Origin of the sequence: Streptomyces cucumeris (genome assembly GCF_024295805.1) — a bacterium.
Lineage (GTDB): Bacteria > Actinomycetota > Actinomycetes > Streptomycetales > Streptomycetaceae > Streptomyces > Streptomyces cucumeris.
On the sequence record NZ_JANCLX010000006.1, the window covers coordinates 215,423 to 240,886 of the forward strand.

A 25,464-nucleotide genomic window follows, 5' to 3' on the forward strand; every position below is an offset into this window, starting at 1 on the left:
CCCGCGGGCCGTCCGGTGATGGGATGCGGGATATGGACGACCTTCGGATACGGGCCGCGACCCCCGACGACCTCGACCGTGTGCTCACCTTCTGGCGGCAGGCGGCCGAGGGGACGAGCATCAGCGACGACCGGGACGGGGTGGCCCGGCTCCTCCGCCGGGACCCGGAGTCGCTGCTGCTGGCCGAGCGGAACGGGATGCTCGCCGGAACCGTGATCGCGGGTTTCGACGGCTGGCGCTGCCATCTGTACCGGCTGGCCGTCCACCCCGCCCAGCGCCGGCGAGGCGTGGCGACGGCGCTGCTGACGGCGGCCGAGGAGCGGTTCACAGCCCTGGGCGGACGCCGTGGGGACGCCATGGTGCTCAAGGAGAACGCGCCGGCCCACAGCGCGTGGCAGGCGGCCGGCTACAGCCCCCAGCCCCAGTGGAGCCGCTGGGTCAAACCACTGGACTCGTAACGAGCCCGGCCACCCGCACCGGGCACTTTGCCGACCCTTTACCATGGATGCAGGACACGGCGCCCCGGTGCGCCGTGGACTTCCACCCCTCCCGTCGAAAGGTGTGAGCGTCCGCCCATGGGCGAGCCTCCCAGTAGTCCCCGGACCCGACATCGCGCGTTCCTTCCCTCCCTGCTGGATCATGGGACGGAGGTGAACCGATGACCGAAGTCCTCCTCCTGGTCGTGGCGCTCCTGCTGGCGCTCGCCTGCGGCGCCTTCGTCGCGGCGGAGTTCTCGTTGACCACGGTCGAGCGCGGCGAGCTCGAGCGGGCGGTGGAGCGCGGGGAACGGGGTGCGGGGAGCGCCCTGAAGGCCGTGCGGAGCCTGACCTACCAGCTCTCCGGCGCCCAGCTCGGTATCACCGTCACCAACCTGATCGTCGGTATGCTCGCCGAACCGTCGGTGGCCGTCCTGCTGGCCGGGCCGCTCACCGCCATCGGCGTCCCGGAGTCCGCGGTCTCCTCGGTCGCCCTGGTGACCGGCACCGCCCTGTCGACCGTGGTGCTGATGGTCATCGGTGAGCTGGTCCCGAAGAACTGGGCGATCTCCCGGCCGCTGCCGGTCGCCAAGGCCGTGGCCACTCCGCAGCGGATCTTCAGCGCGGCCTTCCGGCCGCTGATCACCCACCTCAACAACACGGCGAACCGCACCGTCCGCCGGATGGGTCTTGAGCCCGCTGAGGAGCTGGCCTCCGCGCGCGGACCGCAGGAGCTGGTGGCGCTCGCCCGGCACTCCGCGAAGGAGGGGGCGCTGGAGGAGGACACCGCCGAGCTGTTCGTCCGTACCCTGAGCCTGGCCGGACTCACCGCACAGAGCGTGATGACCCCGCGGGTGCAGGTGATCGCGCTGGACGAACGGGCCTCCGCCGAGGACGTGGCGAACGCGACCCGCGCCACCGGGCTGTCCCGCTTCCCCGTCTACCGGGGCAGTCTGGACACCGTCGGCGGAGTGGTCCACATCAAGGACGTGCTGGCGATCCGCGCCGACGAGCGGATGCGGCATCCGGTCTCCCGGCTGATGCGCGAGCCGCTGTTCGTCCCGGAGTCGCTCACCGTGGACCGGCTGCTGGACCGGCTGTCCGCGAAGCGCAGCATGGCCGTGGTCATCGACGAGTACGGCGGCACGGCCGGTGTGGTGACGCTGGAGGACATCGTCGAGGAGGTGGTCGGTGACGTCCGCGATGAGCACGATCCGCAGGAGACCCCCGACCTGGCCCCGGCGGGCGAGGACGCGGAAGGCCACGCGCTGTACGACGTGGACGGCTCGGTCCGCGTCGACCAGCTGGAGCAGGTCGGACTGCGGGTGCCGCCGGGACCGTACGAGACGCTGGCCGGGCTGATCGCGACCGAACTGGGCCGGATCCCGGCCGCGGGCGACACCGTCGAGCTGGCGGGCTGGCGCTCGGAGGTGGTCAACGCGGCGGGTCACCGGGCCGCCCGGGTCCGGCTGCGGGCCCCGCTGCCCGATGAGGACGAGAACGCCGGGGACGCCGGGGCGGCCGAGGACGGCGGCGCCGGCTGCCGGATGCACGGCCGGGGCCGCAGGGGCGCCGGTCACACCAAGGGCGAGAAGGGGGCGGGCCGATGACCGCGATCCAGTTGATCATCGGTCTGCTGACCCTGGTCGTCAACGCGTTCTTCGTCGGCGCCGAGTTCGCCCTGATCTCGGTCCGGCGCAGTCAGATCGAGCCCCATGCCGAACAGGGCGACCGCCGGGCACGCGCGGTGCTGTGGGGTCTGGAGCACGTCTCCGCGCTGCTGGCGGCGGCACAGCTCGGCATCACGCTGTGCACGCTGGTGCTCGGTGCCGTCGCGGAACCGGCCATCGCCCATCTCCTGGAGCCGGTCTTCCACGCGGTGGGGCTGCCGCTGGGTCTGATCCACCCGGTGTCGTTCGTGATCGCGCTGAGCCTGGCGACCTATCTGCACATGCTCTTCGGCGAGATGGTGCCGAAGAACGTGGCCCTGGCCGCGCCGGTCCGCACCGCGCTGGTGCTGGGCCCGCCGCTGGTGGGGCTCGCCCGTGCGCTGCGTCCGGTGATCTTCACGATCAACGCCTTCGCCAACGGTCTGCTGAAGCTGTTGCGGGTGGAGCCCAAGGACGAGGTCGCGGCCACCTTCTCCGACACCGAACTGGCCCGGATGGTCGCGGACTCCAGTGAGGCCGGACTGCTGGACGACCGGGCCACCGAGCGGCTGCGGGAGGCCCTGGAGCTGGGCCGCCGCCGGGTGCGGGACGTGGTGCTGCCCATGGACCGGGTGGTCTCCGCCCGGCTCGGGGTGACCCCCGAGGAGCTGGAGGAGCTGTCGGCCAGCTCGCGCTTCTCCCGGTTCCCGGTGGTCGACGACTCCGGGCGGATCGTGGGCTACCTCCATGTGAAGGACGCGCTGGACGCCCGGCCGCGCGATGTCCCGTTCCGCCCCGACCAGCTGCGGCCGATCCCCCGGGTGCGGTCCCAGACGGCACTGGACGACGTGCTCACCGCGATGCGTGACAGCGGTACCCACCTCGCGGCGGTGATCGGTGCCGAAGGGCGGCTGGAGGGGCTGGTGACCATGGAGGACGTGCTGCGCGAGCTGGTCGCCTAGGTCGTACCACGCCCGGTACGGGCGGGGGCGTCGGTCATGGCCCCGCCCCCTCACTCGTCGGTGCGTCTGGACTCATGGGCGATGATGCACGCCTGCCAGTGCGCCAGTGCCTCGGCCCGGCCGCCGCCGCTCTCCTCGGCGACCGCCAGCAGCGCGTCGGCGGCCATCGCGGCCAGCCGCACCGCGACCCGGCTCACATCACGTCTCTCCAGCGGCTCCAGCAGGGCCGCCGCGCCCTCCCCGTCGTCGGCGAGCGCGGCGGCGACGATGGCCATGGTCGTACGGTCGCATTCGAAGGCATCCACGCCGAGCACCCTGCCCCGCCGGACCCCGGGCGGAACCCCACCCGGTCCAACCGGGGTATCACCCCTGGGGGCGCGGCCCGGGGCGGCGGGCGGAGGGGTCGTAGCGGAAGACGACGTACTCGATCCGGCCGAGCACCTTGACCCTGGTCGTACGCCGGTACAGCTCGGGCGGCCGGAAGATGTTGTCGTCGAAGATGTCCGCGCCGGGCTCCACATTCCAGCTGACGGTCGTCCCGTTCCGCGCGCCGCCCTCGAAGTAGATGTGGGTCATCGCCATGCGGCTCATCATGCTCGCGCCCGGCCGCCCGCGCAGCACACCGGCACGGGAACACCCGGGCAAGGTGGGTACCGACCGGGCGGTCTGGAGATCCGGATAGGATCGTCGCGCCATGCAGACGAACCTCACGTACACCAGCTTCGCCGCGCTGGGCGACTCCTTCACCGAAGGCATGTCCGATGAGCTCCCGGGCGGCGCCTACCGCGGCTGGGCGGACCTCCTCGCCGGGCGGCTCGCCGCCCGCACCCCCGGCTTCCGCTACGCCAACCTCGCGGTGCGCGGCAAGCTGATCGGCCAGATCGTCGACGAGCAGACCGGTCCCGCGGCCGCCATGGGCGCCGACCTGGTGACACTGGTCGGCGGACTGAACGACGTCCTGCGGCCCACGTGCGACGTGGACCGGGTGTGCGCGCTGCTGGAGGAGGCGGCCGAGCGCCTGGCACCGAGCTGCAAGCGGCTGGTGCTGATGCGCAGCCCGGGGCGGCGCGGACCGGTGCTGGCGCGGTTCCAGCCGCGCATGGAGCAGCTCTTCTCCTTCATCGACGACCTGGCCGCGCGGCATGACGCGACCGTGGTGGACCTCTATGCCTCCGAGGCGCTGGGCGACTCCCGGCTGTGGGCCGATGACCGGCTGCACCTCAACGCCGAGGGGCACCGCCGGGTGGCCGAGGCCGTGTGGCAGGCGCTGGGGCACGAACCCGAGGCCGACTGGAACGCCCCGCTGCGGCCCCCGGTCCGGCCCGGCTGGGTCGCCCGGCGCACCTCCGACGCACGGTTCGCCCGGGAGCACCTCGGACCCTGGATCGTGCGGCGGCTGACGGGCCGTTCCTCGGGTGACGGACGCCTTCCCAAGCGGGCGGAGCTGCTCCCCTACCCGGCGCCGGACGAGGGCTGACCCCACGGCCGACCGGGGGACCGGTCTGGCCTGCGCGGATCGCCAGTAGACTCTGTGCACGTGACTGCTAAGCCGCGCATCCCGAACGTCCTGGCCGGCCGCTACGCCTCCACGGAGCTGGCCGTCCTGTGGTCCCCCGAGTACAAGGTGACACTGGAGCGGCGGCTGTGGCTCGCCGTGCTCCGCGCCCAGAAGGACCTCGGGATCGAGGTGCCGGAGGCCGCCCTCGCCGACTACGAGCGGGTCCTGGAGGATGTGGACCTGGCCTCGATCGCCGAGCGCGAGAAGGTCACCCGCCACGATGTGAAGGCCCGGATCGAGGAGTTCAACGCCCTCGCCGGTCATGAGCATGTGCACAAGGGCATGACCTCCCGCGACCTCACCGAGAATGTTGAGCAGCTCCAGATCCGGCTCTCCCTGGAGCTGGTGCGCAACCGCACGGTGGCCGTGCTGGCCCGGCTGGGGAAGCTGGCCGCCGAGCACGCCGAGCTGGTGATGGCGGGCCGTTCGCACAATGTCGCGGCGCAGGCCACGACGCTCGGCAAGCGGTTCGCGACCGGCGCGGACGAGCTGCTGGTGGCCTACGCGCGGCTGGAGGAGCTGCTCGGCCGCTATCCGCTGCGCGGTATCAAGGGCCCGGTGGGCACGGCGCAGGACATGCTGGACCTGTTGGGCGGGGACGCCGGGAAGCTGGCCGAGCTGGAGCGGCGGATCGCCGGTCACCTGGGCTTCGCGCAGGCGTTCACCTCGGTCGGCCAGGTCTACCCGCGGTCGCTGGACTACGACGTGGTGACCACCCTGGTGCAGCTCGCCGCCGCGCCGTCCTCGCTGGCCAAGACGATCCGGCTGATGGCCGGGCACGAGCTGGTGACCGAGGGCTTCAAGCCCGGCCAGGTCGGCTCGTCCGCGATGCCGCACAAGATGAACACCCGCTCCTGCGAGCGCGTCAACGGCCTCGCGGTGATCCTGCGCGGCTATGCCTCGATGGCCGGGGAGCTGGCGGGCGACCAGTGGAACGAGGGCGATGTGTCCTGCTCGGTGGTGCGCCGGGTCGCGCTGCCGGACGCGTTCTTCGCCTTCGACGGTCTGCTGGAGACCTTCCTGACCGTGCTCGACGAGTTCGGTGCCTTCCCCGCGGTGGTCGCCCGTGAGCTGGACCGCTATCTGCCCTTCCTCGCGACGACGAAGGTGCTGATGGGCGCCGTGCGGGCCGGGGTGGGCCGCGAGGTGGCGCATGAGGCGATCAAGGAGCACGCGGTCGCCGCGGCGCTGGCGATGCGCGAGCGCGGCGCCGAACGCAACGAGCTGCTGGACTCCCTCGCCGCCGATGAGCGGATCCCGCTGGACCGGGCCGCGCTGGACGGGCTGATGGCGGACAAGCTGTCCTTCACCGGCGCCGCGGCCGACCAGGTCGGTGCGGTGGTCGCCCGGATCGAGGAAATCGCCAAGCGGCATCCGGAGGCCGCGGCGTACACGCCCGGGTCCATCCTCTGACCCCGGCGGCGACCCGGTGTCCCCTTCGCTGACGCCCGAGGAGCTGGAGGCCGCCCGCGACCGTCTGGTGCCGGACGTGGTCGCGGACGGTCTGCGGGTGCTGTTCTGCGGGATCAACCCCGGGCTGATGACGGCCGCGACGGGCCACCACTTCGCCCGTCCCGGCAACCGCTTCTGGCCCGTTCTGCACGCCTCGGGGTTCACCCCGAGGCGGCTGGCCCCGTCCGAGCAGGCGGAGCTGGTGGAGTACGGTCTTGGCATCACCAATGTCGTGGCCCGGGCCAGCGCCCGCGCGGACGAGCTGAGCGACGAGGAGTACCGCCGGGGCGGCCGGGTCCTGGAGGAGAAGGTGCTGCGGCTGCGGCCCCGCTGGCTGGCGGTGGCCGGAGTGACCGCCTACCGGGTCGCCTTCGGGGACAAGCGAGCGGCCATAGGTCCCCAGACGCGGACCATCGGGGAGACCAGGATCTGGGCCCTGCCCAATCCGAGCGGGCTGAACGCGCACTGGACCCTGGCGACCATGGCCGAGGAGTTCGGCAGGCTGCGGGCAGCGGCGGAGGCGGAGGGCTGAGCGCCCGGCGGGGCGCTCAGCGCGGATCCGCGCCCAGGTCCGGATCCTCCGCCATGGCCACCACGAGCTGGAACGGCAGCTCCCGGCCCGCCTGTCCCACCCCCAGCGCGACCCACCGCCCGTCCACCCGCCAGACGCACAGCTGGGGGACATAGCCGCACAGGACGTCCAGCGGGGGCGGCACCGGCTCGCCCATGGCCGAACGCTCCAGGTGCCCGGTGAGGTCCAGCACCTCGGGATCGCCCCACCGTAAGGACAGGACCCGGACGAGGGCGTACAGCTCGGCCTCGAACTCCTCCTCCGCCTCCCGTATCCGGACCGCGTCCGCCTCCCAGAACTCCTCGCTCACCCGGAGGTCGGCGACACGGCACCCGGAACCGCGCTGCGCGGGCAGGGCATCGGCGCGCAGCCGGTCGATCGTGGCCAGATGGCGGGCGGTGGTGCTGCTGGTCATGCTGTCAGTAAACAACGCGGGTCGGACATGTGGCCCTCCGTCAGGGAACGGACCTCCCGCCCCGCGCCCCCGCGCGCGGGCTCGCCCTCCCGGCCCGGTGCCCCGGCCACTCGCCGCGTACGTCCCCAGCGGATACGATCCGCCAGACACGGACAGCGAGGGAGGCCGACGACGTGGGGCGGCTCACCGGCGGGGACCCGTCCCTGCTGCGGCGTATCAACTCCGCGGTGGTGCTGCACGCGCTGCGCGCCGCGACGGCGGCCGGATCCCAGGACGCCGCCCGCGGCCCGGGGGCCGCGACCCTCACCGACCTCACCCGGGTCACCGGACTGTCCCGCCCCACCGTCGAGGGCGTGATCGACGGGCTGATCGGCATCGGGCTGGCGGCGGATGTGCCCGCCGAGGAGGGCGGGGTGCGCCGCCAGGGCCGTCCCGCACGCCGCTTCCGCTTCCGGGCCGAGGCCGGACATCTGCTGGGCATCGAGATAGGCGCGCACCGGATCGCCGCGCTGCTGTCGGACCTCGACGGCCGGTTGCTGGGCTCGACGGTGCGCGAGGTGTCCGAGAAGGCGTCGGCGGACGAGCGGCTGGAGCGGGTGCGCGGTGCCGTCGCCGATCTGCTGCGACGGGCCGGGGTGGCACGCCACTCGCTGCGCGCGGTCGGGGTGGGCAGCCCGGGGGTGGTCGAGGACGACGGCGCGGTGCATCTGTGCACCGCACTGCCCGGGTGGACCGGGCTGCGGCTCGGGGAGCGGCTGCGGCGGTCGTTCCGCTGTCCGGTGCTGGTGGAGAACGACGCCAACACGGCCGCGGTGGCCGAACACTGGAAGGGCGCGGCGCTCGGCTCGGACGATGTGGTGTTCGTGCTGGCCGGGCTGAGTCCGGGCGCGGGTTCGCTGATCGGGGGGCGGCTGCACCGGGGGTTCGGGGGCGCGGCCGGGGAGATCGGGGCACTGCATCTGCTGGGCCGGGAGGCGACTCCGGAAGAGGTGCTGTCCACCACCGGGGAGCCGCTGAACCCGCTGGACGAGGAGCAGGTCGCCCGGGTCTTCGCGCTGGCCCGGGAGGGGGACGCGCGGGCGCGCGCCGCCGTGGACCGGTTCGTCCGGCGGCTGGTGCACGACGTGGCGGCGCTGGTGCTGGCGCTGGATCCCGAGGTCGTGGTGGTGGGCGGCTGGGCCGCGGGGCTCGACGGGATGCTGGAGCCGTTGCGCGAGGAGCTGGCCCGCTACTGTCTGCGGCCGCCGCAAGTGGCGCTGTCGGTGCTGGGTGAGGCGGCGGTGAGCACGGGCGCGCTGCGGCTGGCCCTGGACCATGTGGAGGCGGAGCTGTTCGCGGTGGAGGGCACGGTCACGGCCCGCCGCGCGGGCCGATGACCGTCGGCGGGCCCGCTCAGCCCGCCAGCAGTTCCCCGGAGTCGTGCGATTCGCCGAAGGTGAGGCGGCAGGTGTCGGCCCGGTAGGTGGCCACGGCGACGGCGGCGGTGCGTCCGGCCGCGACATAGCGGGTGGTGACCACGAGTACGGGGGCGCCGGGCAGCCGGTCCAGCTCCTTGGCGTCGTCGGCGCGGGCCGAACCGAGCTCGACCGACTGGTCATTGCCCTCCAGCTCCAGGCGGCGCAGCTCACGCAGCACGGCGCGGGCGCGGGCCAGCCCGCTGGTGGTGTCGATGGCGGCGAGACCGGGCACCGACTCGGCCGGGACGTAGAGCAGTTCGGCGGCGAGCGGCTGGCCCTGGCTGATCCGGGTGCGGCGGACGCGGTGCACGGGAGTGTCGGGGTCGGTCTCGAGCAGCCGGGCGACGGCGGCCGGGGGGACCGCCTCGACGCTGTCGACCGACTGCCAGGCGTCCGCGCCGCCGTCGGTCCAGCCGTGGGTGGAGTCGCCGACGGCCACCCCGACGCGGGGCGGGGCGACAGTGGTGCCGACGCCGCGGCGGCGCTGGAGCCTGCCCTCCAGCTCGAGCTGTTCCAGGGCCTGCCGGAGGGTGGCGCGGGCGACTCCGAAACGGGCCGCGAGCTCACGCTCGTTGGGCAGGATCTCCCCGACGGCGAACTCGGTGTCGAGCGCGTCGGTCAGCACGGTCTTCAGGTGCCAGTACTTGGGCTCCGGCACCGATTCCAGCTCCGTGGTCCCCACCCTGTCCCCCTGTTCCCGCACCGGTCATGTGTGCTTGGTTCTGCGTGCTTCTTTATTAAAGGTTGTTGCAGTATCAATGCGACGATAAGGCGGCCTGCCTGGTTGGTCAAGACCAATCCATGGTCAGCTAGGGTCAGTGATCACTAGTCTTTGCAGCCGGCACCGAGCCGGAGCGGAGGGCGACTAGGGGCGGGAGTGGATCGATGGACCAGGTCACGGTGGTCACCGGCGGCAGTCGAGGCATCGGGGCGGCGGTGGCCGTGCGGCTCGCCCGCGCCGGACACCACATCGCCATCGGCTACGAGCGCGCGCGGGACGCGGCCGAGCGCAGCGCGGAGGCGGTGCGCGCCGAGGGGGTCCGCGCGGTCGTCGTCCAGTTGGACACCAGCGTCGAGGAGCAGGTCGAGACGCTGTTCGACACCGCAGCCGCCGAGCTGGGCCCGATCACCGGACTGGTCAACAACGCCGGGATCACCGGGCGTCTGGGCCGGTTCACCGAGACCTCGCCCGAGGTGATGCGCCGGGTGGTGGACGTCAATGTGACCGGCGCGCTGCTGTGCGCACGACGGGCGGCGCGCGAGATGTCCACGCGCCACGGCGGCCGGGGCGGCGCCATCGTCAATATCTCCTCGGGCGCGGCGACCACCGGCAGCCCCGGGGAGTACGTCCACTACGCGGCCAGCAAGGCGGCCGTGGACACCATGACCGTGGGGCTGTCCAAGGAACTCGCCGCGGAGGGCGTCCGGGTCAACTCGGTCCAGCCCGGGATGACGGTGACCGACATCCATGCGCAGATGGGGGACCCGGAGCGGCCCTGGAAGGGTGCGGGCCGGGTGCCGCTGGGGCGGCCGGGTGAACCGGAGGAGATCGCGGGCGCGGTGGCGTGGCTGCTCTCGCCGGAGGCGTCGTACACCACCGGTGCGGTGCTGCGGGTCGCGGGCGGGATGTGAGTCCGCGCCACCCCGGGTGAGCGGTCTCGGCCTCAGCGGGCGAACGCGGCCAGCTTGTCGGGGTTGCGCACGATGTAGACCGCCTGGACGCGGCCGTCCGCCACGTCCAGGCTCATCACCGAGTCCGGCACCCCGCGCGAGAGGATCAGCAGCCCGGGCCCGCCGTTGATCTCCGTGATCCGCAACTCCGCCTCCTCGACGGGCCGCTGGGCCACCCCGTGCAGGAAGCGTCCGACCTTGTCGGCCGTCTCCAGCACCCGCAGCGGCGCCTTGGCCTTGCCGCCGCTGTCGCCGATCAGGCGGGCGTCGGGGGCGAGCAGTGCGAGGAGCTGTCCGAGGTCGCCGCCGGTGGAGGCGGCGAGGAACTTCTCGGTCAGTTCCCGGCGCTGCCGCTGGTCCACCTCGAAACGCGGTTTGCGCTCCTCCACATGGCGCCGGGCCCGGCCGGAGAGCTGCCGCACCGCCGCCTCGCTGCGGTCCAGCGTCTCGGCGATCTCGCCGTACGGGAAGCCGAACGCCTCGCGCAGCACGAACACCGCGCGCTCCAGCGGCGACAGCGACTCCAGGACGACCAGCACCGCGAGCGAGACGGTCTCGGAGAGCAGGGCACGCTCGGCGGCGTCCGGGGTGGTGCGGCCGAGGTCGGTGGCGATCGGCTCGGGCAGCCACGGGCCGACATAGGACTCCCGGCGGGAGGTGATCTGGCGCAGCCGGTCGATGGCCAGCCGGGTGGTGACGCGCACCAGGAAGGCGCGCGGATCGCGGACCCGCTCGCGATCGGTGCCGGACCAGCGCAGCCAGCTCTCCTGGACGACATCCTCGGCGTCGGCGACCCGGCCCAGCATCCGGTAGGCCACTCCGGTCAGCAGGGATCGGTGTGTCTCGAAGACGTCGCTCGCGGTATCGGTGGCCACGGCCCCATCCCACCCGACGCCCGGCGCGTTGTCCAGGCGGTTCCGACCCGGTGCCCCAACAGGTCTACCCGGCGGTAACTCTTGCTGACATGCTGTCTCATACGTCTGCCCGGCAGATCATGACGAACCGACCCGAGGAGCCCTCCCATGGCCGCGACCATCTCCTTCCCCGTCGACACCCCCGGCGGCCCCCGCACCGCGCGGATGGTCCACGAACGGCGCGGCACGGGACGTCCGCTGGTGCTGCTGCACGGGATCGGCCACCACTGGCAGGCATGGGAGCCGGTGCTCGACATCCTCGCCGTGGAGCGCGAGGTCATCGCCGTCGACCTACCGGGGTTCGGCGCCTCACCCGCGCTGCCGGAGGGCGTCCCCTACAACCTGGACGGTGTGGTGCCGGTGCTCGGGGCGCTCTTCGAGGCGCTGGAGGTCGAGCGCCCGGACGTCGCCGGGAACTCGCTGGGCGGACTGCTCGCCCTGGAGCTGGGCCGGGTCGGTCTCGTACGGTCCGTCACCGCGCTCTCCCCGGCCCGGTTCTGGAACGAGGCCGAGCGCCGCTACGCCTTCGGGGTGCTGAACGCGATGCGGGTGGGCGCGCGGCGGCTGCCGCCCTCACTGGTGGAGCGGCTGGCCCGCAGCGCGGCCGGGCGGGCGGCGCTCACCGGCACCATCTACGCCCGCCCCGGGCGGCGTTCGCCCCAGGCCGTGGTGGCCGAGACCCGGGCGATGCGGGAGGCGGTGGGGTTCGAGGCGACGCTCGCGGCCGGGGGCACCGGGCTGTTCACCGAGGACGTACCCGATGTGCCGGTCACCATCGGCTGGGGGTCGCGCGACCGGCTGCTGCTGCGCCGTCAGGGCGTGCGGGCCAAGCAGGTGATCCCCGCAGCACGGCTGGTGCGGCTGCCCGGCTGCGGCCATGTCCCGATGAACGACGACCCCGCGCTGGTGGCCCGCGTGATCCTGGACGGCAGCCGCTGATCCATGACCGCTCGCCGGATGCCGCCGGCCGGGGCGGGCGGTGTCCGGCGGCCGGGGGAATCGCCGGCGCAGCCCACTTCCCCCGGCACCGCGGCCGGTTGTTCACTGTCCGTTCGGGCGCGGGGCATCTCGCACCGATAGCAACGACAGGGGTACGGCAGCACAGCGGCCACGCACGGTACGGCGGTTCTTCGATTCTCACGGGAGGTTCCACATGGCGCGGGATTCCGGCAGGCGGATGGGGCGGCGGGCGGTACTGCGGGGTTCGGCGGCCGCCTCGGCCGCGCTCACCCTGCCCTCCGTGACACCGGCCGCGCCCGCGCAGGCGCTGTCCGGGCGGCCGAACGCCCGGTGGGGCGTCCAGGTGGGCGATGTGACGACCTCGTCCGGGCTGGTGTGGGTGCGCTCCGACCGCCCGGCCCGGATGATCGTCGAGACCGCCGCGACCGAGTCCTTCTCCCGCCCGCACCGCTGGCACGGCCCGGTGGTGGGCCCCGGCACCGACTTCACCGGCCGTACGGCACTGCGCGGACTGCCCTCCGGCAGCCAGGTGCACTACCGGGTGCTGCTGGCCGACCCCGATGACCCGCGCCGCACCGGAGAGCCGGTGTACGGCACGTTCCGCACCGTCTCCGCCCGCCGCCGCGAGGGGGTGCGGTTCGTGTGGTCCGGCGATCTGGCGGGCCAGGGCTGGGGCATCAACCCCGATCACGGCGGCTTCCGCATCTTCGAGGAGATGCGCCGCAGGGACCCCGACTTCTTCCTGTGCAGCGGTGACAACATCTACGCCGACGGCCCGCTGGCCGAGAGCGTCACCCTGCCCGACGGCTCCACCTGGCGGAACGTGGTCACCCCGGAGAAGACCAAGGTGGCCGAGAGCCTGGACGAGTTCCGCGGTGCCTTCCGCTACAACCTGCTGGACACCGCCCTGCGCCGGTTCCACTCCCAGGTGCCGGTGATCAGCCAGTGGGACGACCACGAGGTCCTCAACAACTGGTACCCGGGCGAGATCCTCACCGACGCCCGCTACACCGAGAAGAACGTGGACGTACTGGCGGCCCGCGCCCGGCGGGCGTTCGCCGAGTACTCCCCCGTCGGCACCCTGCGCCCGGACGCTCAGGGCCGGGTCTACCGGGTGCTGCGCCACGGTCCGCTGCTGGACGTCTTCGTCCTGGACTGCCGCACCTACCGGGACGCCAACTCGCCCGGCCGCCAACCGGAGAACACCCAGGGCATCCTGGGCGCGGAACAACTGGCCTGGCTCAAACGGGAGCTGTCGCGGTCGCGCGCGGTGTGGAAGGTGATCGCCTGCGATATGCCGCTGGGCCTGGTGGTCCCGGACGGCACCACCGCCATCGAGGGCGTGGCGCAGGGCGACCCCGGCGCACCGCTGGGCCGGGAGCTCCAACTGGCCGAACTGCTGCGGCACATCAAGCACGGGAAGATCACCGGCACGGTGTGGCTGACGGCCGATGTGCACTACACCTCGGCCCAGCACTACGACCCCGCGCGGGCGGCGTTCAAGGACTTCGCCCCGTTCTGGGAGTTCGTCTCCGGGCCGCTCAACGCGGGTGCCTACCCCGCGCTGAAGCTGGACGGCACCTTCGGACCCGAGCAGCCCTTCGTCAAGGCTCCGCCCCGCGCCAACGTCGGACCCGCCGAGGGCTTCCAGTTCTACGGCGAGGTGGACATCGACGGGGACAGCGGCGAGATGACCGTCCGGCTGTGCGAGGACGGCGGAGCGGTGCTCTACACCAAGGTGCTGCGGCCGGGCCTGGTCGGCCAGTAACCACCCCGGGGTACGCCGCGCGGCCGCCCGCCGCGCGGCGTACGGTACGGGCATGACGACCCCCGGCGGTCCCGGCGCCCCCGTCACCCGGCTCACCTATCCGGAGGTGGGCGCCACCCGGCGGTGGCCGCTGCCGGACGGCTATCACCATCTGCGGGTGCGCACCGTCCTCGGCCACGGGCCCGCGGTGTTCGAGCGGGCCGGGCGGGCGGTGCTGGACTGGCGGATGCACCGGGCGGTCGGGGTCTCCGTCCGCTCCTGGGACCCGGAAGCCACCGCGGGGCGGCCGGTCGTGGTGGGTCTGGGCATCGGGCGGCTGCGGCTGCGGGCGCCGTGCGAGGTGGTGTGGACGGTCACGGACGCAACCCGCACCGGCTTCGCCTACGGCACGCTGCCGGGCCATCCGGAGCGCGGCGAGGAATCGTTCGTGGTGGGTCGGGAATCGGACGATTCCGTGATCCTGACGGTGACGGCGTTCAGTCGCCCGGCAGAGTGGTACACGCGTCTGGTGGGGCCACTGGTACCGGTCTTCCAGCGGGCCTACGCACGGCGCTGCGGCCTGGTGCTGCGGCGGCTTGCCACCCAGCACGACGACCCTTCCAGGAATCGGAGATTCCATCTTCAATGATTGCATGCCGGACAAAGCGAACTTCTCACGGCAAAGCCTTACTTAACCCTCCGGACACATGGTGTTCGTGATCAGGCAACACCCCTGCGCGAAGGTGTTTTCCATGACCTCACGAGCGAACTCCCCGCACGAGTCCCGCCTCCGCCGCAACTGGCGGCGCACCCGGGCCGAACTGGCCGCCCCGTTCGGCGCGGTGGCGGCCGCCCTGCCCGTGCGGTGGTCACGACGCAACGGTCACCGGCCACCGGACGGCTCGCCCTCGCCCGCGGGCGGCGGGCCCACCGCCGCCCCCGCGGGCGCCCCGGCGACCGAGCACCCCGAGACCACCGCGCTGTGGCGGATGCGCACCACCGTCCGGGACCAGCCCGGCACCCTGGCCGCCCTGTGCGCGGCGCTGGCCGGGTACCGGGTGGACATCCTGGCGCTCCAGACCCATCCGCTCGCGGACGGCACGGTGGACGAGTTCCTGCTGCGCGCCCCGGAGTCCGTGGCCGCGGCCGAGCTGACCCGCGCGGTCGGGGCCGGGGGCGGCAGCGACACCTGGCTGGAACGGGCCGACGCCCACGATCTGGTGGACGCCCCCACCCGGGTGCTGAACCTGGCCACCCGCACCGCGCTGGACGGCGCCGAACTCCCGCTGGCGCTGCGGCAGCTCCTGGGCCGCTGCACGATCCACTCACTGCCCGCGAAGTCCCTCACCGGCCGCCGGCTGGACGGCACCCCGCCGGTCGAGGGCGTACTGGAGGAGACCGTGATGCGGCTGCGCGACCCGTCCGGTGGCGCGATCACCATCGAACGGCCGCATCTGCCGTTCACCCCCACCGAGTTCGCCCGGGCCCGGGCCCTGGTGGAGCTGGACGCCCGGCTCGGTCCGCGCATACCGCACCGCAGCGATGTGCTGACCCTGCCCGAGGGCAACGAGATCACCGTGCGCCGCGCGGGCACCGGCGATCTGCCCGCCGCCCGCGCGATGCACGGCCGCTGCTCCCCCGCGACGCTCGGTCTGCGCTACCACGGCCCGATCGGCGACGCGGACCGCTACCTCGGCCATCTGCTCAGCCCCCGCTTCGGCCGGACACTGGCCGCCTACACCGCCTCCGGGCGGCTGGTGGCCCTCGGCCATCTGCTGTGGGACGGCGACGAGACCGAGGTCGCGCTGATCGTCGAGGACGACTGGCAGCGGCGCGGTGTCGGCGGCCGGCTGCTGCGGCGGCTGGTGGCGATGGCCGCCGAGACCGGCTGCGAGAGCGTCTACGCCGTGACCCAGTCGGCCAACACCGGCATGGTCGCGGCCATGCGCGCCCTCGAACTGCCGCTGGACTACCAGATCGAACAGGGCACCCTCGTGATCACCGCCCGGCTCAGCCCGGCACCGGCGCCCGCCGCTGCTGCGGCACCGCTTCCGTCACCGGCCCGGCCGCACGGGCACTGAGCGCCCGGTCCAGGTCGCCCCACAGGTCCTCGACGTCCTCCAGACCGACCGACATCCGCAGCAGCCGGTCGCTGATGCCATGGGAGTGCCGGTCGCCCTCGGCCACGATGCGGTGGCTGATGGAGGCGGGGTGCTGGATCAGGGTGTCGACGCTGCCGAGGCTGACCGCGGGGGTGATCAGCCGGACCCCGGCGATCACCTCGTGCGGATCGCCGTGGGTCTCGAAGGCCACCATGGCGCCGCCCAGCCGCGGATAGTGGACCCGCGCCACCCGCGGGTCGGCTTCCAGCCGCCGGACCAGCTCCGCCGCGGTCGCCGAGGCGGCCCGCATCCGCACCGGCAGCGTGGACAGCCCGCGCAGCAGCAGATAGCCCGCGAGCGGGTGGAGCACCCCGCCGGTCGCGAACCGCACCTGGCGCAGCGACCGGGCGAAGCCCTCGTCACAGGCGACGACACCGCCCAGGACGTCGCCGTGGCCGCCGAGGTACTTCGTGGCGCTGTGCAGGACCACGTTCGCACCCTGTTCGGCCGGGCGCTGGAGGACCGGGGTGGCGAAGGTGTTGTCGGCGAGCAGCGGCACCGTGCCACAGGAGTGGGCGATGGCCCGCAGATCGAGCTCGCGCAGGGTCGGGTTGGCCGGGGACTCGACCACCACCAGACCGGTGTCCGGGCGGATGGCGTCGGCCACCCCGGCCGGGTCCACCCAGGTCACCTCGGTGCCCAGGAGTCCGGCGTCCAGCAGATGGTCGCTGCATCCGTACAGCGGACGGACCGCGACCACATGCCGCAGCCCCTGGGCCACCCGCACCAGCAGACAGGCGCTGAGCGCGGCCATCCCGCTGGCGAAGGCGACGGCGCTCTCGGTGCCCTCCAGCCGGGCGAGGGCGGTCTCGAAACGGCCGACGGTCGGATTGTCGAGGCGGGCGTAGACGGGCGGGCCGTCCGGCCGGGCCCCGGTGGTGGCGAAGTCGTCGATCCGGGCGGCCTCCTGGCGGCTGTCGTACGAGGGGTAGGTCGTCGACAGGTCCAGTGGCACGGCGTGCAGTCCCATGGCCGCGAGGTCCTCGCGACCGGCGTGGACGGCCTCGGTGGCGAGTGCGTGGCTCCCGCCGTACCGCGTGCTCTCCGTGGTCTCCGTGCTCTCCGTGAAGTCCATGGGTGAAGGGTGAACAAGCACCGATTCAATACGACTGATGTTCGTGCTACGTTCGGCCGATGGCCGAAACAGTCGCTCTCGATCCGGTGGATCTCCAGATTCTGCGGCTCTTGCAGAACGACGCCCGGACCACCTATCGGGACCTCGCAGCCCAGGTGGGTGTGGCGCCCTCGACCTGCCTGGACCGGGTCACCCGGCTGCGCCGCTCGGGAGTCATTCTCGGCCATGAGCTCCGGCTCGACCCCGCCAAGATGGGGCGCGGTCTGGAGGCGCTGCTCTCGGTGCAGCTCCGGCCGCACCGCCGTGAGCTGGTCGGACCGTTCGTCGAACGGATCCGGGCGCTGCCGGAGTCCCGGTCGCTGTTCCACCTCGCCGGACCCGATGACTACCTGGTGCATGTCGCGGTCGCCGACACCGCCGATCTCCAGCGGCTGGTGCTGGACGAGTTCACCTCACGCCGTGAGGTGACCCGGGTGGAGACCCGGCTGATCTTCCAGCAGTGGGCCTGCGGGCCCATGCTGCCCCCTGCCCACGGTGGCGCACCGGTCGGCTAGGCCCTGTCCTGCCGCCGCTTCCGGCCACCGTGACCGGCGGGTTCAGGTACGTCACCGGATATGCTGCTGACGCAGTGGCCCCGTGCGTACGAGGATGGCCGCATGTCCGACACCAAGAACGCTCCGCTGCCCCGTGACGTCGCCGATGCCTATGTCGACGCCCTCATCGAACTCGACCCGATCACCGGCACCTACATGGGCGTTCCGGAGAGCTCCCGCCGCCTCCCGGACTTCTCCCCGGCCGGTGCCGGCGCCCTCGCCGAGCTGGCCCGCACCACCCTGGACCGGCTGACCGAGGCCGAGGCACGGCCCGGCGCGGACAGCGACGCCGAGCGGCGCTGCGCCCGGCTGCTGCGGGAGCGGCTGACCGCAGAGCTCGCGGTCCACGACGCCCATGAGGAACTGCGGGCCGTCAGCAATCTGCACTCCCCGCTGCACTCGGTGCGCGGCATCTTCACCGTGATGCCCACCGGGTCCGACGAGGACTGGGCGGCCATCGCGGCCCGGCTGCGCGCCGTACCGGCCGCGCTCGAGGGCTACCGCGCCGCGCTCGCCGAGGGGCTGCGCCGGGAGCTGCCCGCCGGGCCCCGGCAGGTGGCCACCGTGCTGGAGCAGCTCGCGGAGTGGATCGGCACCGACGGCGGCTGGTTCGCCGAGTTCGCCGCGGGCGGTCCGAAGGACCTGCGCGAGGAGCTGGACGAGGCCGCGAAGGTGGCCACCGGGGCGCTGGTCACCTTCCGCGACTGGCTGCGCGACACCTACGCGCCCGCCGTCGAGGACGCCCCGGACGTCGTCGGGCGCGAGCGCTACCGGCGCTGGGTCCGGATGTGGAACGGCACCGATCTCGACCTGGACGAGGCGTACGCCTACGGCTGGTCGGAGTTCCACCGCATCCACGCCGAGATGCGCACCGAGGCCGAGAAGATCCTCCCCGGTGCCACCCCCTGGGAGGCACTGCGCCACCTCGATCAGCACGGCACCCATATCGAGGGCGTGGAGGAGACCCGGGTCTGGCTCCAGGAGCTGATGGACGAGGCCATCGAGCAGCTCGACGGCACCCACTTCGACCTGGCCGAGCGGGTCAAGCGGGTCGAGTCGATGATCGCCCCGCCCGGTGGCGCCGCCGCGCCGTACTACACCCAGCCCTCGGTGGACTTCTCCCGGCCCGGCCGCACCTGGCTGCCGACCATGGGCGAGACCCGCTTCCCGGTCTACGACCTGGTCTCCACCTGGTACCACGAGGGCGTACCCGGCCACCACCTCCAGCTCGCCCAGTGGGCCCATGTCGCCGACCGGCTCTCCCGCTATCAGGCCACCGTCGGCATGGTCAGCGCCAACGCCGAGGGCTGGGCGCTGTACGCGGAGCGGCTGATGGACGAGCTGGGCTACCTCTCCGACGCGGAGCGGCGGCTGGGCTATCTGGACGCCCAGATGATGCGGGCGCTGCGGGTGATCGTCGACATCGGGATGCACCTGGAGATGGAGATCCCCGGCGACTCCCCGTTCCACCCCGGTGAGCGCTGGACCCCGGAGCTGGCCCGGGAGTTCTTCGGCCTGCACTGCGGCCGCCCCGCCGAGTTCCTCGACAGCGAGCTGGTCCGCTACCTCGGGATGCCGGGCCAGGCCATCGGCTACAAGCTGGGCGAACGCGCCTGGCTGACCGGCCGTGAGGCCGCCCGTAAGGCCCACGGCGACGCCTTCGACGCCAAGAAGTGGCATATGGCCGCGCTCTCGCAGGGGTCACTGGGGCTGGACGACCTGGTCGAGGAGCTGTCGGCGCTGTGAGCCCCGAGGGCTCCACGGACGCGGCGGGCGCGTAGGCGCACGGGGGCGGCCCGGCCGGGAAACCGGCTTGTGGCCGGGCCGCCCCGCTTCCTAGTGCCGCGTCAGCCGGGGTTTGCCCGATAGCGAGGCGTCCTGGTGCGGTCAGCTGCAAGGCGCCGGATCGGCCTCGCGGGGGCACCCCCGGACGAAGTCTGGGGGCGGGCCTACTCGGCCGGTTCGGCAACGCCGCAGGGGGCACCTCCCGGCGGTAGCCGGGGGCGGCCGTGCCAGGGCGGCGAGCGGGGCGAACCTTGGCTGACGCGGCACTAGGGTCCGCCCATGGGCCCCGTCTTCCTCTTCTCCCGCGATCCGCTCGTACCGCGCCGGGTCGACCCCGAATTCGCCGACGAGGCGCGGGCCGTGCGCACGGCCGGAGCCGCAGTCGCCCTGATCGACCACGAGGCCCTGGTCTCCGGCGACACGGCGGGCGCGGTGGCCCGGGTGCCGCGGGAGAGCGGGCCCGCCTGGTACCGCGGCTGGATGCTGCCGGGCGACCGCTACGCCGAGCTGGCCACCGCGCTGGCCGGGCGCGGCCGCACCCTGCTCACCTCGCCCGAGCGCTACCGCAGCGCCCATGAACTCCCCGGCTGGTACGCGGTGTTCGCGCCCCTGACCCCGCCCAGCGCCTGGCTGCCCACCGCCCCGGGCCGGGCCCTGGTGGAAGCGGCGCTCGCCGGGACGGCGGCCCGGCTCGGCGGTACCGGTCCGGCCGTGGTGAAGGACTGGGTCAAATCCCGCAAACACGAGTGGGACGAGGCGTGTTACATCCCCGACCTGGCCGACACCAAGCACCTCGCGGCGGTCGCCGCCCGTTTCGTCGAGCTCCAGGACGACTTCCTCACCGGGGGCGTGGTGCTGCGCCGCTTCGAACGCTTCCGGCCGGTGGGCGAGGCACGGGTCTGGTGGCTCGACGGTGAACCGGTGCATATCGGCCCCCACCCCGACTCACCCGCCCTCCGTCCCGTACCGGATCTGACCGATATCGGCCCGGCGGTAAGGGAGTTGGGCTGCCGCTTCATCACCACGGACCTGGCGCTCCGGGAGGACGGCCGGTGGCGCGTGGTGGAGGTCGGCGACGGACAGGTCAGCGGTCTGCCCCGGGACACCGATCCACGCCCGCTGTTCATGTCGCTGGCGGCGGCCGCCGCCCGCTGACCGACGCCCCCGGCAGCCGCCAGGGCCGGTGCCGACGCGGGGGGGGGCTCAGGTCCCCGTCGTCAGGCGGTGGCGGACCGTCGAGCCCTGACGGGCCTTGAGAACCTCCAGTTGGGCCGGGATCCGCTGACGCAGATCCGCGACGTGGCTGACGATCCCGACCGTGCGGTCCCGCTCGCGCAGCGAGTCCAGGACGTCCAGGACCTCGTCGAGGGTCTGCTCGTCCAGGCTGCCGAAGCCCTCGTCGATGAAGAGGGTGTCCAGGCGGACCCCGCCCGCCTCGTCCGTGACCACGTCGGACAGGCCCAGGGCCAGCGCGAGCGAGGCGAAGAAGGTCTCCCCGCCGGAGAGGGTGGCGGTGTCGCGCTCGCGGCCGGTCCAGGCGTCGATGACATGCAGTCCGAGGCCGGAGCGGCCGCGGCCGCCGGCGCGGGCGTCGGAGTGCACCAGGGTGTAGCGGCCCGAGGACATCCGCGCCAGCCGGACGCTCGCCGCGGCGGCGACCTGTTCCAGCCGGGCGGCCAGCACATACGCCTCGAGCCGCATCCTGCGCTCGTTGTCGGTCGCGGTGCCCGCCGTGAGCGTGGCGAGGCGGGCCACCCGGTCGTACTCCTCGCGCAGCGGGGCGACGCGGTGGGCGTCGGCGACCGCCTGCCGCGACAGCGCGTCCAGGTCCGTGCAGCGGGCGCGGGCCGCGGCATCCGCGGCCGAGGCGTCGCGCAGCGCCCTCGTGGCCGTCTCTGCGGCGGCGCGCGCGCCGTCGGGGTCGGCGGGCGGTGTCCGCGCGGCGGCGCGCACGCGCTCATCGGCCAGTTCCGCCGCGACGGCCGCGGACTCCGACTGCCACCGCTCGACGCGCAGCCGCGCCTCACGCTGCCGCTCGGGCGGCAGCACGGCGGCCGCGGCGGCCTGGGGCGTGTCGAAGCCCGCGCGGTAGGCGGCGTCGGCGAGCCGGGCGTCGGCGTCCTTCAGCCGCCGCGCGGCGGACTCGGCCGCGAGGGCCGCCTCGGCGGTACGCGCCAGCAGGGCGGCCTGCCGCTCCAGCCGCTCCGCGCGCTCCGCCACGGTGGCGGCGCCACCCCGGGCCCGCTCCAGCTCGGTGCGCAGCGCGGAACGTTCGCGCAGCAGCGCCTCGCGGTGCGAGGTGCGTGCGGAGGCCCGCCGTTCGGCCTCCTGACGCTGGGCGAGCCGCCGCTCGTACTCGCGCCCGGCCCGGTCCAGCGCCTCGCGGGCGGGATGACCGTCCGCCGCCGCCTCACGGGCCCCGGCGTACGCGGACCGCAGCTCGGCCAGGGCGCGGGCGAGTCCGGCGGTCTCACCGCCCCCGGCGGTGGTCCCGGCCGTCGCGAGGGTTTCGCACAGCCCGTGCAGAACGCGCTCGGCCTCCTCCCGGCGTGCCTCGGCGCTCTGGTACTCCGCCAGCGCGGTTTCCTCGGCGGCCCGGTCCACATGCCCGTCGCCGGGGCGCGCCGGGTCCGGGTGTTCGGCCGATCCGCATACCGCACACGGCTCCCCCGCCCGCAGCCCGGCGGCGAGTTCGGCGGCGATCCCGCGCAGTCGGCCCTCCTTGAGGTCCAGCCAGTTCTGCCGGGCGTCGGTGGCGTCCTCCCGGCACCGCATTCGGTGCTCGCGCGCCTCCGAAGCCTCCACGGTGAGCCGGTCTCGCAACCGGGCGGCGTCGAGCCGTCGTTCGGCGGGTTCGATCCGGCCGCCGAGCTGTTCGGCGCGGGTGGCGGCGTCCTGGGCGTCGTCGATACGCCGCTGGTGCTCCGCGCGGACCGTCTCCCAGCCGGTGAGCCAGTCGGCGGCCTCGGCGAGCGCCTCGTCGTCGGCGCGCGCCTCCCGGTCGAGCCCGGCGATCTCGTCGGCCACGGCCTCGGCCCGTTGTTCGGCGCGCCGGGCGGCGGCCAGGGAGCCGAGTTCCTCGCGCAGCCCGCGCTCGACCCGGGCCAGGGAAGCGGCGTCCGCCTCGGAGAGACGGGTGCGGAGGTGCCCGTCGTCGGCCGGGGCCGGGGACTGCGGGCCGTGCGGCGCGGGGCCCGGCAGCCACGGCCGGGTGTCGTCGTCCCGGTGGTGCGCGGCGGACGGCCGGGGCGTGCCCTCGGGAGGCGGTGCGGCGTCATCGGTCCGTCGGGGGTCCTCGGGCCGCGGGGCCGCGCCCGGCTCAGCGGAACCCCCGTCCCTCGGTCCATCCCCGGTCCCCGCCACGGATGCGTCTCCCCGCGCGGCGCCGGAGGTGCGGTGGGCCGTGTCGCCGGCGGCCACCGCCTCGGCCGGGACCTCCCGCTCGTCCGCCGGGCGCTGACCCGGGATCCCGGGTGCGGCGGGCCGGTGGAGCGCGGCGGTCAGGGTGTCGAGACCGGGGTCGGCGGCCAGTCGGGCACGGGCGGCGCGTTCGGCGTCGGCCGCGGCCCGGTGTTCGTGGTCCGCGGCGGCGCGCAGTTCGAGGGCGGGGGCGACCGCGTCCGCCGCGCGGGCGCGCTCCAGCCGCTCACGCACGCGGTCGTGTTCGGCCCGCTGCCGTTCGAGGTCGTCCGCACGCCGCCGGGCCTCGGCGTGGCGCTGCTGCAACCGGTCCCGTTCGTGCTCGGTGTCGGCCGCGTGCCGGGCCTCGTCATATGCGGCCTCGGCGGCGCGCACCGCCGCGGACGCGATGTCGCGCCGCTCACGCGCCCCGGCGCGGGCGACGGCGGCCCACTCCAGGACGGCGTCGGCCAGCCCCGGTGCGCCGGGGGCGAGTTCGGGGAGCGGCCACGCCACGAGGTCGGGGGCCGGTCCGGCCGCCTGGGCCATCCGGTGGGCGAGCGCCAGAAGCCGCTCGTCACCGCCGGTGACCCGCTTCTCCGCGGCCCGCCGCAGTTCGGCGAGCCGGTGCTCCACGGCGGCGAAGCGGCCGGTGTCGAACAGCCTGCCCAGCAAGGTGCCGCGGGCCATCTCATCCGCGCGCAGAAAGCGCGCGAAATCGCCCTGCGGCAACAGCACCACCTGGCAGAACTGTTCGCGGCTCATCCCGAGGAGCTGCCCGATCTCCTCGCCGATCTCCTGGTGCGAGCGGCTGAGCGCCTTCCACTCCCCCGGCCGGCCCGGCGCCGTACCCGTCGCGGGGATCCGCTCGCGCAGCAGGCTCTGCGCCTTCTCACGCGTCGTCCCGGTGCCCCGCTTCTTGGGGCGGGGCTGTTCGGGGCTGCGGGTGATCTCCAGATGCCGTTCACCGACGGTGAGTTCGAGGACGACCTCGGTCGGGGTGAACGGATCGGCGTGATCGCTGCGCAGGGATGGCGCACTGCCCTGCCGGGCCCCGGGCACCTGCCCGTACAGGGCGTAGCAGACCGCGTCGAGGACCGAGGTCTTGCCCGCGCCGGTGGGCCCGTGGAGCAGGAAGAGCCCGGCGGCGGAGAGTTCGGCGAAGTCGATCTCCTGGGTGGAGCCGAACGGACCGAAGGCGGTGATGGACAGCCGGTGCAGCCTCATCGCGTCCCCTCCGTGCGGCCGGTGCCGCCCCCGGCGTCCCGTCCGGCGCCGTTCTCCTCGGTCCGCACGGCTTCGAGCGCGTCGCCGAGCACTGTGCGCTCCGCCGCGTCCGGACCGCGTCCACCGCGCACATGGGCCACGAAGTCCTCGGCGATCTGCTGGTCGTCGCGGCCGCGCAGCCGCCGGGCGTAGGAGGCGAGCGGGTCCTCGGGGGGCCGCTCGGGGTCGAACGCGAGGGTGAGGACGTGCGGGAAGCGCCGCGTCAGCCGGGCCATCGGCTCCTGCGGACGGACCGGATCGGTCAGGGTCGCCTCGACCCAGGCGTCCTCGTGCCGGGCGAGACCGGGGTCGGCGAGCAGGTCCTCGATACGGCCGCGGATCCGGGCGAGCGGCCGGGGCACGGGGCAGTCCACCCGCTCGGCGGACAGCGCGGCGCTGCCCGGCCCCACCGCTTCTGCCGTATCCGCCGGGCCCAGCTCCACCAGCCACATGGACTTGCGATGGGGGGCCTCGGAGAAGGAGTAGGCGAGCGGTGAGCCGGAGTAGCGGATCCGCTCGGTGAGGGTCTGGCAGCCGTGCAGATGGCCGAGCGCCACATAGTCCACACCGTCGAAGACCTCGGCGGGGACGGAGGCCACACCGCCGACGCTGATGTCGCGCTCGCTGTCGCTGACCGCGCCACCGGTGACGAAGGCATGGGCGAGGACGACGGCGCGGGTGCCGGGCGGCCGGGTGGCGAGATCGGCACGCACCCGCCGCATGGCGGCGTCCAGCACCGCCGTATGCCCGGCGGCCGGGGCGTCCAACGTCTCGCGCACCAGGCGGGGTTCCAGATACGGCAGACCGTAGAAGGCCACCGCGCCATGGGCGTCGTCGAGGACGACGGGGGTGGCGCACTCGGCGGGGTCGGTGCGCAGGTGGACCCCGGCGCGTTCGATCAGTCCGGCGCCGACGCCGAGCCGGCGGGCGGAGTCATGGTTGCCGGAGATCATCACGGTGGGAACGCCGAGCTCCGCCAGCCGGTGCAGGGCGTCGTCGAACAGCTCGACGGCGGTGAGCGGCGGCACCGCGCGGTCATAGACGTCGCCCGCGACGACCACGGCGTCGGCCTCCCGCTCCCGCGCCGTGGTGACCAGGTGGTCGATGAACTCACGCTGGGCGGTGAGCAGGTTCACCCGGTGAAAGGACCGTCCGAGGTGCCAGTCGGAGGTGTGCAGAATTCTCACCGTTCATCCCCGACCCGCACGTTTGTCCTTCCCCCGCCCCATGGACCTCGGTCACCATCGCGCCCGCACCGGATGGACGGTACGGGCTCCGGCCACGGTATCGGCGATCGGGGCCCCGCCCTAACAGGACGTCCCTTCCGGAACGCCCGGGGCCATTGCCGACCG

General features: G+C 73.8%; 23 protein-coding genes. 15 read left to right on the forward strand and 8 right to left on the reverse strand.

All coding sequences use genetic code 11. From position 1 onward, the window contains the following. Window positions 1-23 precede the first annotated feature (23 nt). The 3 genes from NMK44_RS11705 (at window position 24) to NMK44_RS11715 (ending at window position 3,087) form a co-directional block, all read left to right on the forward strand. Entirely contained in the window at window positions 24-458 is a 435-nt protein-coding gene (locus NMK44_RS11705; protein ID WP_254741342.1) for a GNAT family N-acetyltransferase, read from the forward strand. Between the two features lie 200 nt (window positions 459-658). Beyond that, window positions 659-2,086 (forward strand): hemolysin family protein, encoded by a 1,428-nt coding sequence (locus NMK44_RS11710; protein WP_254741345.1) that lies wholly within the window; start codon window positions 659-661, stop codon window positions 2,084-2,086. Then, the gene (locus NMK44_RS11715; protein WP_254741348.1) at window positions 2,083-3,087 is read left to right on the forward strand and encodes a hemolysin family protein; all 1,005 of its coding nucleotides are present in this window, start codon (window positions 2,083-2,085) and stop codon (window positions 3,085-3,087) included. Before NMK44_RS11710 ends, NMK44_RS11715 begins: the two co-directional genes overlap by 4 nt. A 50-nt stretch (window positions 3,088-3,137) precedes the next feature. Here NMK44_RS11715 and NMK44_RS11720 read toward each other — a convergent pair whose 3' ends face one another. Both NMK44_RS11720 and NMK44_RS11725 read right to left on the reverse strand, forming a co-directional pair. Beyond that, the gene (locus tag NMK44_RS11720; RefSeq protein ID WP_254741752.1) at window positions 3,138-3,362 is read right to left on the reverse strand and encodes a hypothetical protein; all 225 of its coding nucleotides are present in this window, start codon (window positions 3,360-3,362) and stop codon (window positions 3,138-3,140) included. 88 nt (window positions 3,363-3,450) lie between these two features. After that, window positions 3,451-3,669 carry a hypothetical protein gene (locus tag NMK44_RS11725; protein ID WP_254741350.1) on the reverse strand — a complete coding sequence of 73 codons (219 nt, stop codon included), beginning with the start codon at window positions 3,667-3,669 and terminating at the stop codon, window positions 3,451-3,453. Between the two features lie 112 nt (window positions 3,670-3,781). On the opposite strand from NMK44_RS11725, the gene NMK44_RS11730 reads away from it, so the two are divergent. The 3 genes from NMK44_RS11730 to mug are packed head-to-tail and all read left to right on the forward strand — an operon-like array spanning window position 3,782 to window position 6,629. Beyond that, complete coding sequence (locus NMK44_RS11730) at window positions 3,782-4,564, forward strand: SGNH/GDSL hydrolase family protein (RefSeq protein ID WP_254741352.1); 783 nt, start codon at window positions 3,782-3,784, stop codon at window positions 4,562-4,564. 60 nt (window positions 4,565-4,624) lie between these two features. Beyond that, a complete protein-coding gene (purB, locus tag NMK44_RS11735; RefSeq protein WP_254741354.1) occupies window positions 4,625-6,058 on the forward strand; it encodes an adenylosuccinate lyase in 1,434 nt (477 codons plus the stop codon). A gap of 28 nt (window positions 6,059-6,086) precedes the next feature. Then, complete coding sequence (mug, locus tag NMK44_RS11740; protein ID WP_254741754.1) at window positions 6,087-6,629, forward strand: G/U mismatch-specific DNA glycosylase; 543 nt, start codon at window positions 6,087-6,089, stop codon at window positions 6,627-6,629. Between the two features lie 16 nt (window positions 6,630-6,645). Here the strand turns inward: mug and NMK44_RS11745 are convergent, their stop codons facing one another. Next, window positions 6,646-7,083: a hypothetical protein gene (locus NMK44_RS11745; RefSeq protein ID WP_254741356.1), complete on the reverse strand. Its 438-nt coding sequence runs from the start codon at window positions 7,081-7,083 to the stop codon at window positions 6,646-6,648. 173 nt (window positions 7,084-7,256) lie between these two features. On the opposite strand from NMK44_RS11745, the gene NMK44_RS11750 reads away from it, so the two are divergent. Continuing rightward, window positions 7,257-8,459, forward strand: a complete 1,203-nt coding sequence (locus NMK44_RS11750; RefSeq protein WP_254741358.1) for an ROK family protein — start codon at window positions 7,257-7,259, stop codon at window positions 8,457-8,459. Between the two features lie 16 nt (window positions 8,460-8,475). Here NMK44_RS11750 and NMK44_RS11755 read toward each other — a convergent pair whose 3' ends face one another. Beyond that, the gene (locus NMK44_RS11755) at window positions 8,476-9,222 is read right to left on the reverse strand and encodes a GntR family transcriptional regulator (protein WP_254741360.1); all 747 of its coding nucleotides are present in this window, start codon (window positions 9,220-9,222) and stop codon (window positions 8,476-8,478) included. A 203-nt stretch (window positions 9,223-9,425) separates the two neighbouring features. On the opposite strand from NMK44_RS11755, the gene NMK44_RS11760 reads away from it, so the two are divergent. Continuing rightward, the gene (locus NMK44_RS11760; protein WP_254741362.1) at window positions 9,426-10,172 is read left to right on the forward strand and encodes an SDR family oxidoreductase; all 747 of its coding nucleotides are present in this window, start codon (window positions 9,426-9,428) and stop codon (window positions 10,170-10,172) included. 32 nt (window positions 10,173-10,204) lie between these two features. On the opposite strand, the gene NMK44_RS11765 is transcribed toward NMK44_RS11760, so the two are convergent. Beyond that, the gene (locus NMK44_RS11765; RefSeq protein ID WP_254741364.1) at window positions 10,205-11,086 is read right to left on the reverse strand and encodes an RNA polymerase sigma-70 factor; all 882 of its coding nucleotides are present in this window, start codon (window positions 11,084-11,086) and stop codon (window positions 10,205-10,207) included. A 147-nt stretch (window positions 11,087-11,233) separates the two neighbouring features. On the opposite strand from NMK44_RS11765, the gene NMK44_RS11770 reads away from it, so the two are divergent. From NMK44_RS11770 to NMK44_RS11785, 4 genes are all read left to right on the forward strand, one after another. Beyond that, window positions 11,234-12,064 carry an alpha/beta fold hydrolase gene (locus NMK44_RS11770; protein WP_254741366.1) on the forward strand — a complete coding sequence of 277 codons (831 nt, stop codon included), beginning with the start codon at window positions 11,234-11,236 and terminating at the stop codon, window positions 12,062-12,064. Between the two features lie 214 nt (window positions 12,065-12,278). Then, window positions 12,279-13,853, forward strand: coding sequence for an alkaline phosphatase D family protein (locus NMK44_RS11775; protein WP_254741369.1), 1,575 nt, complete (start codon window positions 12,279-12,281; stop codon window positions 13,851-13,853). 52 nt (window positions 13,854-13,905) lie between these two features. Beyond that, window positions 13,906-14,481, forward strand: a complete 576-nt coding sequence (locus tag NMK44_RS11780) for a DUF1990 domain-containing protein (RefSeq protein WP_254741372.1) — start codon at window positions 13,906-13,908, stop codon at window positions 14,479-14,481. Between the two features lie 103 nt (window positions 14,482-14,584). Further along, window positions 14,585-15,913 (forward strand): GNAT family N-acetyltransferase, encoded by a 1,329-nt coding sequence (locus NMK44_RS11785; RefSeq protein ID WP_254741375.1) that lies wholly within the window; start codon window positions 14,585-14,587, stop codon window positions 15,911-15,913. On the opposite strand, the gene NMK44_RS11790 is transcribed toward NMK44_RS11785, so the two are convergent. Beyond that, window positions 15,843-17,069 carry a trans-sulfuration enzyme family protein gene (locus NMK44_RS11790; RefSeq protein ID WP_254741378.1) on the reverse strand — a complete coding sequence of 409 codons (1,227 nt, stop codon included), beginning with the start codon at window positions 17,067-17,069 and terminating at the stop codon, window positions 15,843-15,845. The genes NMK44_RS11785 and NMK44_RS11790 overlap by 71 nt on opposite strands. A gap of 59 nt (window positions 17,070-17,128) precedes the next feature. Between NMK44_RS11790 and NMK44_RS11795 the strand changes: the two genes are divergently transcribed. The 3 genes from NMK44_RS11795 (at window position 17,129) to NMK44_RS11805 (ending at window position 20,602) form a co-directional block, all read left to right on the forward strand. Then, complete coding sequence (locus NMK44_RS11795) at window positions 17,129-17,623, forward strand: Lrp/AsnC family transcriptional regulator (protein ID WP_254741381.1); 495 nt, start codon at window positions 17,129-17,131, stop codon at window positions 17,621-17,623. Between the two features lie 102 nt (window positions 17,624-17,725). After that, window positions 17,726-19,408, forward strand: coding sequence for a DUF885 domain-containing protein (locus tag NMK44_RS11800; protein WP_254741384.1), 1,683 nt, complete (start codon window positions 17,726-17,728; stop codon window positions 19,406-19,408). A 318-nt stretch (window positions 19,409-19,726) separates the two neighbouring features. After that, window positions 19,727-20,602, forward strand: coding sequence for an ATP-grasp domain-containing protein (locus tag NMK44_RS11805; RefSeq protein ID WP_254741387.1), 876 nt, complete (start codon window positions 19,727-19,729; stop codon window positions 20,600-20,602). Window positions 20,603-20,650: 48 nt separating this feature from the next. On the opposite strand, the gene NMK44_RS11810 is transcribed toward NMK44_RS11805, so the two are convergent. Further along, window positions 20,651-24,073, reverse strand: a complete 3,423-nt coding sequence (locus tag NMK44_RS11810) for an AAA family ATPase (protein WP_254741390.1) — start codon at window positions 24,071-24,073, stop codon at window positions 20,651-20,653. After that, window positions 24,070-25,299 (reverse strand): exonuclease SbcCD subunit D, encoded by a 1,230-nt coding sequence (locus NMK44_RS11815; protein ID WP_254741393.1) that lies wholly within the window; start codon window positions 25,297-25,299, stop codon window positions 24,070-24,072. Before NMK44_RS11815 ends, NMK44_RS11810 begins: the two co-directional genes overlap by 4 nt. Window positions 25,300-25,464: the final 165 nt, after the last annotated feature.